The following is a 13469-nucleotide window of genomic DNA, read 5'->3' on the forward strand; positions in this document are numbered from 1 at the left end:
GGCCGTCTGAAAAAAGACCGTGCCGCTTAGACGGCAACGAAAGCCCCAACCTACAAAGGAGTTTAAGAATGTCTAAATCAGTCAAGCTCACCACCCCAAATCAAGAGGCTTTGGAGCTGCCAGTATTGGAAGCAAGTATCGGCCATGATGTGGTTGACATCCGTGCGTTGACAAAAAATACAGGTCTGTTTTCATTCGACCCAGGATTCGTATCCACTGCAAGTTGCGAATCCAAAATCACTTATATTGACGGCGATAAAGGTCTGTTGTATTACCGTGGTTATCCTATCGAGCAGCTGGCCGAAAAATCCGATTACTTGGAAGTTTGCTACCTGTTGATCTACGGCGAGCTGCCTACGCCCGAACAGAAAAAAGAATTTGATGCCACAGTCAGCCACCATACTATGGTACATGAACAGTTGACTTGGTTCTTCCGCGGTTTCCGCCGTGATGCGCATCCGATGGCGATGATGGTGGGTGTGGTTGGCGCGTTGTCTGCGTTCTATCAAGACAGCTTGGATATTACCAATCCTGAACACCGCAAAATCGCGATTTACCGCTTAATCTCCAAAATTCCGACCATTGCGGCAATGTGTTACCGTTATTCCAACGGTCTGCCGTTCAATTATCCCAAAAATAACCTTTCCTATGCTGAAAACTTCTTGCACATGATGTTTGCCACACCGTGTGAAGAATACAAACCTAATCCAGTATTGGCCCGCGCACTCGACCGCATCTTTATTTTGCATGCCGATCACGAGCAAAATGCGTCAACTTCAACCGTACGTTTGGCCGGTTCTTCCGGTGCGAACCCGTTTGCCTGTATCGCAGCCGGTATCGCTTGCCTGTGGGGTGCTTCACACGGCGGTGCAAACGAAGCCGTGTTGAAAATGCTGGATGAAATCGGCGATGTTTCGAATGTTGCCGAATACATGGAAGGTGTGAAACAACGCAAATACCGCCTGATGGGCTTCGGTCACCGCGTATACCGCAATATGGACCCGCGCGCCAGCATCATGCGCGAAACCTGCTATGAAGTCTTGAAAGAGTTGGGTTTGGAAGATAGTCCGAAATTCAAGCTGGCGATGGAATTGGAACAAATTGCACTGAAAGACCCATTCTTTGTCGAACGCAAACTGTATCCAAACGTCGATTTCTACTCCGGCATCGTCTTGTCCGCGTTAGGTATTCCGACCGAAATGTTTACCGTTATCTTTGCGTTGTCCCGCAGTGTAGGCTGGATTTCACATTGGCATGAAATGATTAGCGATCCGACACTGAAAATCGGCCGCCCACGTCAACTGTATACCGGTGCGGAACGTCGTGATTATGTTCCGGTGGATAAGCGCTAACAGACAATATATTAATATATTGTTGAAAAGTCGTTTGAAAAAATCGAATTGTTGTTTTCAATGAGGTTGACCCGTAATTAATTAAGTTGATAACAGGTAATTTGATTTAAAATAGGGTAGAATAAAGTGTCATTTCAGACGGCCTGAATTCCGTTCGGAGAACACGGGATTCTACCCTTTGTTTATATTTTAAAGAAAAGAGCTCACGCCATGATGGACGAAAAACTCAATTTCTCTTATCTGTTTGGTTCTAATGCGCCATACATCGAGGAGTTGTATGAAAAGTTTCTGGAAAACCCGGAATCTGTCGATGAAAAATGGAAACAGTACTTTACAGATTTGAGTAAACAGCCGGGCGCAGTCGCTGTCGATGTTGCCCACACACCGATTCGTGAATCATTTGCCACTTTGGCTAAAAAGAAAATTGCATCTGCTGTTGCAGGCGGTGTGGATGAGGCAATGATGAAAAAGCAAGTCAGCGTTTTGCGACTGATTTCTGCCTATCGTATTCAAGGCGTGGGTGCGGCCCAACTTGATCCGCTCAAACGTATTCCCCCTCAAAACATCGAAGCACTCGACCCTAAATTCCACGGTCTGTCTGATGCCGACATGGCGCTTCAATTCAATATGGGCGAGGGCGACTTTTCCGGTCAAGGCAAATTGCCCCTTTCCCAAATCATCAGTAATCTGAAACAAACCTACTGCGGCCACATCGCATTGGAATATATCTATATTCCCAATACTGAAGAGCGTCGTTGGGTGCGCAATTATTTTGAAAGCGTATTGTCCACACCGCATTACAATGCCGATCAAAAACGCCGTATCTTGAAAGAAATGACCGCTGCTGAGACTTTGGAGCGTTATCTGCATACCAAATATGTCGGTCAAAAACGTTTCGGTGTCGAAGGCGGTGAAAGCGCGATTGCCGGTTTGAATTATTTGATTCAAAACGCCGGTAAAGACGGCGTGGAAGAAGTCATCATCGGTATGGCACACCGTGGCCGTCTGAATGTTTTGGTTAACATTTTGGGCAAAAAACCGGCTGATCTGTTCGCTGAGTTTGAAGGCCGTGCCGAAATCAAATTGCCTAGCGGCGACGTGAAATACCATATGGGCTTCAGCTCCGATATCGCCACTCCGCATGGCCCGATGCATGTTTCTTTGGCGTTCAACCCGTCACACTTGGAAATTGTTAACCCGGTAGTGGAAGGTTCTGCGCGCGCCAAACAAAAACGTTTGGGCGAAAACGGCCGCGATAAAGTCTTGCCGGTATTGATTCACGGTGACTCCGCATTTATCGGTTTGGGTGTTAACCAAGCAACATTCAACCTGTCTAAAACACGCGGTTATACCACCGGCGGTACCGTTCACATCGTGATCAACAACCAAATCGGCTTTACTACTTCCGATACCCGCGATACCCGTTCTACCGTACACTGTACCGATATTGCGAAAATGGTTTCCGCTCCGGTTATCCACGTGAACGGCGATGATCCTGAACGTGTTTGCTTTGCCATTCAAGCCGCTTTGGATTACCGCAAAAAATTCCATAAAGACATCGTGATCGACGTTGTCTGCTACCGTAAATGGGGCCACAACGAGGGCGATGATCCGACCCTGACCCAACCGATGATGTACAAAAAAGTATCGCAACACCCTGGTGCGCGTGCTTTGTACACCGAACAACTGATTGCCGAAGGCGTGGTCACCCAAGCTGAGGCTGACGGTTACATCCAAGCCTACCGTGATGCTTTGGACAAAGGCGAACATGTTGAACAAACAACGCTGAGCAACTTCCAACGCACACAAATCGACTGGAGCAAATACCAAGGCAAAGATTGGCGCGAAAAAATCGAAACCGGTTTGCCTGCCGCCGACATCGAGCGTCTTACCGAGAAATTCACCGCTGTACCGGAAGGCTTTGCCCTGCATCCGACAGCAAAACGTGTGATCGAAGCGCGTAAAGCCATGGCATCCGGCAAACAGCCTATTGACTGGGGTATGGCCGAAACCCTCGCATACGCAAGCCTGCTGACCAAAGGTCATGGCGTGCGTATCTCCGGTGAGGACTCCGGCCGCGGTACATTCTCACACCGTCATGCAGTATTGCACGATCAAAAACGCGAAAAATGGGACGACGGTACTTATGTTCCTCTGCGCAACATGGGCGAAGGCTTGGGCGAGTTCTTGGTTATCGACTCTATCTTGAACGAAGAAGCTGTGATGGCGTTCGAGTACGGCTTTGCCTGCTCCGCTCCTGACAAGCTGACCATTTGGGAGGCTCAATTCGGTGACTTCGCCAACGGCGCGCAAGTAACTATCGACCAATTCCTGTCTTCAGGCGAAACCAAATGGGGTCGTTTGTGCGGCCTGACCACCATCCTGCCGCACGGTTACGACGGTCAAGGCCCCGAGCACTCTTCTGCACGCGTAGAACGTTGGTTGCAACTGTGTTCTGAGAATAATATGCAAGTCATCATGCCGTCTGAAGCGTCGCAAATGTTCCACCTCTTGCAACGCCAAGTTTTGGGTTCATACCGCAAACCGTTGGTGATTTTCATGTCCAAACGCCTGTTGCGCTTCAAAGGTGCAATGAGCCCGCTGGAAAACTTTACCGAAGGTTCGACTTTCCGTCCGGTTATCGGCGATACCGCCGAACGCGCAAGCAACGACAGCGTGAAACGCGTAGTCTTGTGTGCCGGTCAGGTTTACTATGACTTGGAAGCTGGCCGTGCCGAGCGTAAACTGGAAGATGATGTTGCTATCGTCCGCGTTGAGCAGCTGTATCCGTTCCCATATGAAGAGGTTAAAGCTGAACTGGCGAAATATCCGAACGCAAAATCTGTGGTTTGGGTGCAAGAAGAGCCGAAAAACCAAGGCGCGTTCTACCAAATCCGCCACCGCATCGAAGGCGTTATCAGCGAAGAGCAAAAACTGTCTTATGCCGGTCGTCCAAGCAGCGCATCGCCTGCAGTGGGCTACTCAAGCAAACACATTGCTCAATTGAAACAATTGGTTGAAGACGCTTTGGCGTTGTAAGCCTAGCGGCATTCCGTTTGAAATTGTTCAGGCGGAATGCCCATATGCAGAATTAAAAACACACAACAGGCCGTCTGAAAGGGCCATTGGAGACACAAAATGATTATTGATGTAAAAGTACCTATGCTGTCTGAAAGCGTATCTGAAGGCACGCTCTTGGAATGGAAGAAAAAAGTTGGCGAAGCAGTTGCCCGTGACGAAATCCTGATCGATATCGAAACTGACAAAGTGGTTTTGGAAGTACCTTCTCCACAAGCTGGTGTATTGGTTGAAATCGTAGCGCAAGACGGTGAAACCGTTGTTGCCGACCAAGTTTTGGCACGCATCGATACAGCTGCCACTGCCGCTGCTGAAGCCCCAGCCGCCGCGCCTGCAGAAGCTGCCCCAGCAGCCGCTCCAGCAGCCGCACAAAACAACGCCGCTATGCCTGCCGCTGCCAAACTGGCTGCCGAGACCGGTGTTGACGTGAACGCATTGCAAGGCTCCGGCCGTGACGGTCGCGTATTGAAAGAAGACGTACAAAATGCCGCTGCCAAACCTGCCGCAGCCGCTGCTCCTGCTGTTGCACTTCCTGCCGGCGCACGTCCTGAAGAACGCGTACCGATGAGCCGCCTGCGTGCCCGTGTTGCAGAACGCCTCTTGGCTTCTCAACAAGAAAACGCCATTCTGACCACATTCAACGAAGTCAACATGAAACCAATCATGGACTTGCGTGCGAAGTACAAAGAAAAATTCGAGAAAGAGCACGGCGTAAAACTGGGCTTTATGTCCTTCTTCGTTAAAGCCGCTGTTGCCGCCCTGAAAAAATATCCGGTTGTGAATGCTTCTGTTGACGGCAAAGACATCGTGTACCACGGCTACTTCGACATCGGTATCGCGATTGGCAGCCCACGCGGTTTGGTTGTACCTATCTTGCGCGATGCCGACCAAATGAGCATTGCCGACATTGAACAAGCAATTGTTGATTATGCGAAAAAAGCCAAAGACGGCAAAATCGCTATCGAAGATTTGACCGGCGGTACATTCAGTATTACCAACGGCGGTACTTTCGGTTCTATGATGTCTACCCCGATCATCAACCCGCCTCAATCTGCGATTTTGGGTATGCACGCTACTAAAGAGCGCGCTGTGGTTGAAAACGGCCAAGTTGTTGTCCGTCCAATGATGTATCTGGCTCTGTCTTACGACCACCGTATCATCGACGGCCGCGAAGCTGTATTGACTTTGGTAGCCATTAAAGACGCATTGGAAGACCCAGCCCGCCTGTTGTTGGATCTGTAATCGTTTCAGACGGCCTTTTATTTATTAATGAAAAGGCCGTCTGAATTTTTATTTAGATGTAGCGTAATGTAGTATCGTGCTACAATAGGCTCAACGAACGATTGAGGCCGTCTGAAACATTTGATTCGAATGAATCGACAGATATGGACTTTCAGACGGCCTTTTCTTAAAACCATCAAAACGCAGTCATTCAAAATAAAAAAGAAACAAAAAGTATCGTTTTTATTTTGAGATACTGCCAAAAGCAAAGGATGACACGATGTCTCAATATGATGTAGTAGTGATTGGTGCAGGCCCGGGCGGATACGTTGCCGCCATCCGTGCCGCGCAACTGGGTTTCAAAACCGCTTGCGTCGATGCAGGCGTCAACAAAGCTGGCGATGCCCCTGCCTTGGGCGGTACTTGCTTGAACGTAGGCTGTATCCCTTCTAAAGCCCTGTTGCAATCCAGCGAACATTTCCACGCAGCGCAACACGAGTTTGCCGAACACGGTATCACTGTCGGCGACGTAAAATTCGACGCGGCCAAAATGATTGAGCGCAAAGATGCCATCGTGACCAAACTGACCGGCGGCGTGAAATTCCTGTTCCAAAAAAACAAAGTAACCAGCCTGTTCGGTACTGCTTCCTTTGCCGGTAAAAATGGCGATGCTTACCAAATCGAAGTCGATAACAAAGGCGAGAAAACCGTTATCGAAGCCAAACACGTCATCGTAGCCACCGGTTCCGTACCGCGTCCGCTGCCACAAGTCGCTATCGACAATGTAAACGTATTGGACAACGAAGGCGCATTGAACCTGACCGAAGTGCCTGCCAAACTCGGCGTGATCGGTTCCGGCGTGATTGGTTTGGAAATGGGTTCCGTATGGAACCGCGTAGGTGCAGAAGTTACCATTCTTGAAGCCGCGCCGACCTTCTTGGCTGCCGCCGACCAACAAATCGCCAAAGAAGCCTTCAAATACTTCACCAAAGAGCAAGGTTTGAACATCGAATTGGGCGTGAAAATCGGCGACATCAAATCTGAAGGCAAAGGCGTTTCCGTTGCTTACGAAACTGCTGCCGGCGAAGCCAAAACCGAAGTATTCGACAAACTGATCGTTGCCATCGGCCGTATTCCAAACACCAAAGGCCTGAACGCAGAAGCCGTCGGCTTGGAAAAAGACGAACGCGGCTTTATCAAAGTGGACGGCGAATGCCGTACCAACCTGCCTAATGTATGGGCAATCGGTGACGTGGTCCGCGGCCCGATGTTGGCACACAAAGCCAGCGACGAAGGCGTAGCCGTTGCAGAGCGCATTGCCGGTCAAAAACCGCATATCGACTTCAACAACGTACCGTTCGTGATTTACACCGACCCTGAAATCGCTTGGGTGGGTAAAACCGAAGAGCAGCTCAAAGCCGAAGGCGTGGAGTACAAAAAAGGTACTTCGGGTTTCGGCGCAAACGGTCGCGCATTGGCCATGGGCAAAGCCAAAGGTACGGTTAAAGTATTGGCAGATGCCAAAACCGACCGTATCTTGGGCGTACATATGATTGGCCCGGTTGTCAGCGAATTGGTTACCGAAGGCGTGACTGCGCTCGAATTCTTCGCCAGCAGCGAAGACATCGCCCGCATTATCCATGCCCACCCAACCTTATCCGAAGTGGTTCACGAAGCTGCCCTGGCGGCCGACAAACGCGCTTTGCACGGTTGATAGACATTAAGGCCGTCTGAAACTTTTCAGACGGCCTTAAGGCCTTCGACAAATTGAATGTTTCGATAGCTTCGTTTTCTGATTTATAATTCCGTCAGACAAACACACAGCATTTACATTCATTATGAACAAAGAAATAGTCGGTATTTTCTTTATACCGGCGGGCATCATCAGCATGTGTATGGCCGCATTGTGGCAAATGTATGTGATGATGACCGAAACTTATACGCTCAACCGTTTCAAAGATAAAGAATTGGTTTGGCGCGTGGCATTGTTGTTTATCAGTTTCAGCCTTGCCGTTTATCTGCTCTGCCCGAATTCGCGTAAAAAAGGCATTGTCTTTTTTATTCTCGGGGGAGGCGGCGCAACCATGTATCTGCTGGCGCGGATGTGGTTGCCCTTCAGTAAATAGTAGGGCCGTCTGAAAATATGGGATTGGCCGCAGGGCGATTCCTAAAACCCACTCACCTTAAGGAGAAATCCATGAATTTACACGAGTATCAGGCTAAAGAACTGCTGGCTAGCTACGGTTTGCCCGTACAAGGCGGTATTTTGGCACACAACGGCGAAGAAGCCGCTGCAGCTTACGACAAATTGGGCGGCAAATTCGCTGTTGTCAAAGCACAAGTACATGCCGGCGGCCGCGGTAAAGCGGGCGGCGTAAAAGTCGTTAAAAGCCGCGAAGAAGCTAAAGAAGTGGCTGAAAGCCTGATTGGCACCAACTTGGTAACTTACCAAACCGATGCCAACGGCCAACCTGTCAACAGCGTTTTGGTTTGCGAAGACATGTATCCGGTTCAAACCGAGCTGTACTTGGGCGCAGTGGTTGACCGTTCTACCCGCCGCGTTACATTCATGGCTTCTACCGAAGGCGGCGTAGAAATCGAAAAAGTTGCTGCCGAAACTCCTGAAAAAATCTTCAAAGTAACCGTTGATCCGCTGGTCGGCCTGCAACCCTGCCAAGCGCGTGAAGTGGCGTTCCAACTGGGTTTGAAAGACAAACAAATCAACGAGTTCGTCAAACTGATGACCGGCGCGTACAAAGCATTTGTCGAAAACGACTTCGCCCTGTTTGAAGTGAACCCGCTGGCAGTCCGCGAAAACGGCGCGCTGGCCTGCGTGGACGGCAAAATCGGTATCGACAGCAACGCGCTCTACCGCCTGCCGAAAATCGCCGAATTGCGCGACAAATCCCAAGAAAACGAACGTGAGCTGAAAGCCTCCGAATTCGACCTGAATTACGTTGCTTTGGAAGGCAACATCGGTTGTATGGTGAACGGCGCAGGTTTGGCGATGGCAACTATGGACATCATCAAACTCAAAGGCGGCCAACCTGCCAACTTCTTGGACGTAGGCGGCGGCGCGACCAAAGAGCGCGTAGTTGAAGCGTTCAAACTGATTCTCGAAGACAAATCCGTCAAAGGCGTATTGATCAACATCTTCGGCGGTATCGTCCGTTGCGACATGATTGCGGAAGCCATCGTGGCAGCCGTTAAAGAAATCAACGTTGACGTGCCTGTCGTTGTCCGTCTGGAAGGCAATAACGCCGAACTCGGCGCGAAAATCCTGAACGAATCAGGTCTGAAACTGACTTCCGCCGACGGCCTGAATGACGCAGCCGAAAAAATTGTCGCAGCCGTAAACGCCTAAGGAGAAAAGAATGAGCGTATTGATTAATAAAGACACCAAAGTATTGGTTCAAGGTTTCACCGGTAAAAACGGTACTTTCCACTCCGAACAAGCTCTGGCTTACGGCACTAAAGTCGTCGGCGGTGTAACTCCGGGCAAAGGCGGTCAAACCCACCTGAACCTGCCCGTGTTCAACACCATGAAAGAAGCCGTTAAAGAAACCGGCGCAGACGCATCCGTGATTTATGTTCCCGCTCCGTTTGTTTTGGATTCTATCGTTGAAGCGGTTGATTCCGGCGTAGGCTTGGTGGTTGTGATTACCGAAGGCGTACCGACTCTGGACATGCTCAAAGCCAAACGCTACTTGGAAACCAACGGCAACGGTACCCGCTTGGTCGGCCCTAACTGCCCGGGCGTGATTACTCCGGGTGAGTGCAAAATCGGCATTATGCCGGGCCACATCCACACTCCCGGCCGCATCGGCATCATTTCCCGTTCCGGTACACTGACTTACGAAGCCGTGGCACAAACCACCAAACTGGGCTTGGGTCAATCAACCTGTATCGGTATCGGCGGAGACCCGATTCCGGGCATGAACCAAATCGACGCGCTGAAACTCTTCCAAGAAGACCCCGATACCGACGCCATCATCATGATCGGTGAAATCGGCGGTACTGCGGAGGAAGAAGCAGCCGAATACATCCAATCCAACGTAACCAAACCCGTTGTCGGCTACATCGCAGGTGTGACCGCTCCTAAAGGCAAACGCATGGGCCACGCCGGTGCGATTATCTCCGGCGGTAAAGGTACTGCCGAAGAAAAATTTGCCGCTTTCGAAAAAGCCGGCATCGCCTACACCCGCAGCCCTGCCGAATTGGGCAGCACCATGCTGGAAGTGTTGAAAGCAAAAGGTTTGGCATAAGACTTAAGTCTTTAAGCTGAATTGAAAAGGCCGTCTGAAGTTTTCAGACGGCCTTTAATTTGAGGGATAAATGGCAATAAGAATTGCTGCAAATTAAACCAATATTGGTAAGGACAATGCCGAAAGGGCATAAGGATAGAATCCCCTAATTGTTAAACTGTTTTACTTCGTCAGTTTTTGAACAATTTTCCCAGTTGTGTTGTCCATTCGGTATTGGTTAATTGTACCGTTGACAATATATTCGGCGGCTTTTTCAATGACATCCAATCCGACATCAAACCATTCGTTGGGAATGTAACTTTTCCCATCTTTTCCCATTAAGCGGATATTCAGTTTTTGCGCAGCAAAGAAGGCATGCAATAAACGCTCGAACGTATGCGGATTGATATTGCGGCATTCAAAAGACAATACAGGGACAACTTTGCTTTCCAAGAAAGCAGTATCGTTTTCCGCATTAGCGATTCTGTTTTCCACCGTATCCGTAGTGAAGCCTATTTTATAGAGATTTTTATAGGCGGCAAGCTGCGGTGTGGGTTGAAGCAGTTTGACGATGTAAAGATGTCCTGTTACTAAATCCGGTTGATTATCGGCAGTCAAAATATCCGGCAGGGCTTCAGTATCGGACAGCATGACTTTTTTACCGTTTTCATCTTTATAGACAGCGCGGGCGAGCGAACGGGTCAAGATGTTAGATTCCGTCCCGTTTTCATAAATAACGCGTAACCGTCTGTTTCCCCTTGTACTTTTCCTATCTTCTGTCTCCGCAAAATCAGCGACGTAACACAAAGCCCCGTGCAATAGGAACACATCGCCCGGCTGAAGGAAGGTTTCAGTTTTGAGGCGTTCAAAATGGGCTTTACTGTGTTTGAGCATATGGTGGATTTGTTTGAACCAAGCTTCAAACCGCCAAAAGTCCGCACAGGGTTGCCGTACCGCATTGTCTTCGTCCGTATAGGGAGCACCATTTATCGTCCGCTGTTGGATGTGTTCTATCCTGAAAATATCCGTATTGCCCATGTCGAGCAGGTTTAAATCATCATTGTTGAAGATATCTTCCAGCGTAACCACATTTTCTGCTTTAGAGCGTTCCGTTTTTTCAGACGGCCTCAGCAAATTGAGCGTATCGTGTTGCTGGAGGGTTTCGCAATGCTGTTTGTTGTTCAGCAAGGCTTGCCATTTCCTATCTAAAATTTTCTCATCCAAATTACCGTCTTTATTCGGTAAACGTCCATGCCGTCTGAAAAACGCTTCGACTTCGCCGAATGTTTGCAAAACCATTGCATCGGCATCGGCTTTGGCGGCAATCGGTTTGACATCGGCAAGCAGGCCTAAATCGTCATGATTGAAAATATCGTCCAAGCTGTTGATTTTAGAATCAACGCGCATACCTTTTAGCAACATATTCAGCCCCTTGCCATGCGTTCCGCTTTTTTGTTGCGGATATAGATTAAGGCCTCCCCCATGCGTTTTTCCAAGGGGTCGTCTGAATCTTTGTCAGGTATCCGATTGTTGTTGCGGAAAAAATCATTGATACGCGGCCACAGCATAGCGGCCTCATCTTCCGTCATTTGGATACGGTCTGCCTGCACATAATCCTGAATCGCTTTCAACAGCGGCGCGTCCACATTTTTGGACAAAACTTCATATGCGTCCCTGAAAGGATTGACTTCGCGGATTAAATCCACATTCAACCTATCCACATTGATAAATTTTTCGCCGACTTTGATAAAACGGTTGTCAGCAGTTTTGACTTCGCCTGTTTGCAGATTTTTGATTTGCGCATTGTCAGGCAAATCACGTTCCCTGACGGTTTCTTCGACGGAATAACTCTGCCCGGCTTCTTGCAACTTAACCGTATCGACAAAAAAATCTCCTTGTCTGACATAGGTTTTTTCGCCTTCGATAAGCGCATTATCGGGCAAATCCTTGCCGTCTTTGATACCTCCACCCTGGGTTACCGCTATTTTAGTCAGCGTCCCTTGCACGATTTGGTCTTGCTCTTCTACCGACAGCTCGGGATAACGGCAGGCAACAATTTTCGGCAGCGCGGTTTCATTGACGGCAGAGGCTGGCGTGTCTTCTTGAATATAGCGTTTGGCATTTTGCGTATCCTGTACCAACGCAGCGATAAGGTCGTCTGAATCCTTATTCAGAATATCGACGACTTTTTTAGAAGCAGGCAGCGTCGTATCGTCGATAATCACATCGCCCGGATTGGGCTGCTCATCCGGCCTCATATCCGAGCGGCGGCGGAACGTGATATTGGGTGCCAATACCTGTTCCATCAGCAGCGACAGCGTAATCGCCTTCAAAAGATTATTGACCGACACTTTGACATCCTCATCTGCCGCATCGGGCTGCGCGATCAGATTGGTAAATTGAGCATGGGTTTTGCCCTCGCAATCCCGGGTGGCGCGACCGATAATTTGGACGACTTCCGTCATCGAGCTGCGGTAGCCTATGGTCAGTACATGTTCGCAATAAGGCCAGTCGAAACCCTCCTTCGCCATACCCAGCGCAACAATAATATCCATATCATCGCGCGATTTGATATTGCGTAAATATGCCTGGATTAAAGAACGGTCGGATGTTTTACGGTCGTCCACCAAATCCGCCAGTTTCAGCAGCCTGCCGTCATGCGCTTTGACCGTGATGATGCCTGTTTCACGGTCTTTTTCCACAAATTCGCCCAATGTGTCGATGATGTGGTCGACTGCCGAATACTTATCGACCGCCGCTTCGCCCGAATTGACGTTGGGAATATGGATAATTGTCTTTTTCGACGGATCGAGCACTTCACCCAAAGCATCAAGATAGCGGCCTTGGTAGAAATGGTAGCCCAATCCCAGAGATTTCAAATATCGGTAGCCGTTGAGTTGTTCGTAGTAGGTGTAGGTTACTTTTTCAAACTTGGCTTCGTCTTCTTCGCTCAAAATCGGCACGGCATCGCCTCGGAAGTACGAGCCGGTCATGGCGATAATATGGGCCGAGGAGTTGCGCATGATTTCGTCCAAGACTGCGCCCAAACGGTTGTTTTCTTCCGCAGAAACATGATGGAACTCGTCAATCGCCACCAGCGTGTCATTAAATGCCCCGACATCTGCGAGTTTGTCGAAAGCAAAGCGGAACGTCGCATGGGTGCAGACCAAAACTGGGTCGTTGCCGCGCATAAAGCGGATAAAAGCATCCACTTTGCCTTGGTCTTTATCGTCGCCGCTACCCGTGCAGAGATTGTTTTCCGGTTTGACGCGCCAATCGGCAAAAAAGCCGTGTTTCGCCAATTCGGTATCGGCAAACGAGCCGCCGATGGACATTTCGGGTACGGCGATAATCGCTTTTTTGATGCCTTGATGGGCCAGCTTGTCTAAAGCTAAAAACATCAGCGCGCGGGATTTGCCTGAGGCGGGCGGCGCTTTGAGCAGCAGATATTGCGCGTCGCGTTTGGCAAACGCTTTGGCCTGCATTTCGCGCATGCCCATATTGTTTGGTTTGGTGCTGTTGCCGGTTTGTCCGTATTCGACGTGGAGCAGGGGGATAGTCAAGATATTTTCCT

Annotated in this window: 9 protein-coding genes; 7 read left to right on the forward strand and 2 right to left on the reverse strand. The window is 49.4% G+C overall.

What is annotated here, in order from left to right; all coding sequences use genetic code 11:
• Positions 1 to 68: 68 nt before the first annotated feature.
• From gltA to sucD, 7 genes are all read left to right on the forward strand, one after another.
• Entirely contained in the window at positions 69 to 1352 is a 1284-nt protein-coding gene (gene gltA / locus FOC66_RS00535; RefSeq protein WP_003745599.1) for a citrate synthase, read from the forward strand.
• A 210-nt stretch (positions 1353 to 1562) separates the two neighbouring features.
• The gene (locus FOC66_RS00540; protein WP_003745601.1) at positions 1563 to 4391 is read left to right on the forward strand and encodes a 2-oxoglutarate dehydrogenase E1 component; all 2829 of its coding nucleotides are present in this window, start codon (positions 1563 to 1565) and stop codon (positions 4389 to 4391) included.
• A gap of 99 nt (positions 4392 to 4490) precedes the next feature.
• Positions 4491 to 5672, forward strand: coding sequence for a 2-oxoglutarate dehydrogenase complex dihydrolipoyllysine-residue succinyltransferase (odhB, locus tag FOC66_RS00545; RefSeq protein ID WP_002217383.1), 1182 nt, complete (start codon positions 4491 to 4493; stop codon positions 5670 to 5672).
• Between the two features lie 259 nt (positions 5673 to 5931).
• A complete protein-coding gene (lpdA, locus tag FOC66_RS00550; protein ID WP_003745605.1) occupies positions 5932 to 7365 on the forward strand; it encodes a dihydrolipoyl dehydrogenase in 1434 nt (477 codons plus the stop codon).
• Between the two features lie 124 nt (positions 7366 to 7489).
• Complete coding sequence (locus FOC66_RS00555; RefSeq protein ID WP_002242554.1) at positions 7490 to 7777, forward strand: hypothetical protein; 288 nt, start codon at positions 7490 to 7492, stop codon at positions 7775 to 7777.
• A 71-nt stretch (positions 7778 to 7848) separates the two neighbouring features.
• Positions 7849 to 9015 (forward strand): ADP-forming succinate--CoA ligase subunit beta, encoded by a 1167-nt coding sequence (gene sucC, locus FOC66_RS00560; RefSeq protein WP_003745607.1) that lies wholly within the window; start codon positions 7849 to 7851, stop codon positions 9013 to 9015.
• 10 nt (positions 9016 to 9025) lie between these two features.
• Positions 9026 to 9916, forward strand: coding sequence for a succinate--CoA ligase subunit alpha (gene sucD / locus FOC66_RS00565; RefSeq protein ID WP_003745608.1), 891 nt, complete (start codon positions 9026 to 9028; stop codon positions 9914 to 9916).
• Between the two features lie 162 nt (positions 9917 to 10078).
• Here the strand turns inward: sucD and FOC66_RS00570 are convergent, their stop codons facing one another.
• Both FOC66_RS00570 and FOC66_RS00575 read right to left on the reverse strand, forming a co-directional pair.
• On the reverse strand, positions 10079 to 11317 hold the full coding sequence (locus tag FOC66_RS00570; RefSeq protein WP_003745610.1) for a GIY-YIG nuclease family protein: 1239 nt from the start codon (positions 11315 to 11317) through the stop codon (positions 10079 to 10081).
• Positions 11318 to 11319: 2 nt separating this feature from the next.
• Positions 11320 to 13458 carry a helicase-related protein gene (locus FOC66_RS00575; protein WP_196794541.1) on the reverse strand — a complete coding sequence of 713 codons (2139 nt, stop codon included), beginning with the start codon at positions 13456 to 13458 and terminating at the stop codon, positions 11320 to 11322.
• Between the last annotated feature and the right edge of the window lie 11 nt (positions 13459 to 13469).

Source organism: Neisseria mucosa, from assembly GCF_013267835.1.
Classification (GTDB): domain Bacteria; phylum Pseudomonadota; class Gammaproteobacteria; order Burkholderiales; family Neisseriaceae; genus Neisseria.

Excerpts from the sequence above, each read along its gene's own strand:
- sucC (WP_003745607.1), top strand. The coding sequence starts at position 7,849 with ATGAATTTACACGAGTATCAGGCTAAAGAACTGCTGGCTAGCTACGGT.
- FOC66_RS00540 (WP_003745601.1), top strand. The coding sequence starts at position 1,563 with ATGATGGACGAAAAACTCAATTTCTCTTATCTGTTTGGTTCTAATGCG.
- FOC66_RS00555 (WP_002242554.1), top strand. The coding sequence starts at position 7,490 with ATGAACAAAGAAATAGTCGGTATTTTCTTTATACCGGCGGGCATCATC.
- gltA (WP_003745599.1), top strand. The coding sequence starts at position 69 with ATGTCTAAATCAGTCAAGCTCACCACCCCAAATCAAGAGGCTTTGGAG.
- lpdA (WP_003745605.1), top strand. The coding sequence starts at position 5,932 with ATGTCTCAATATGATGTAGTAGTGATTGGTGCAGGCCCGGGCGGATAC.
- sucD (WP_003745608.1), top strand. The coding sequence starts at position 9,026 with ATGAGCGTATTGATTAATAAAGACACCAAAGTATTGGTTCAAGGTTTC.
- FOC66_RS00570 (WP_003745610.1), bottom strand. The coding sequence starts at position 11,317 with ATGTTGCTAAAAGGTATGCGCGTTGATTCTAAAATCAACAGCTTGGAC.
- odhB (WP_002217383.1), top strand. The coding sequence starts at position 4,491 with ATGATTATTGATGTAAAAGTACCTATGCTGTCTGAAAGCGTATCTGAA.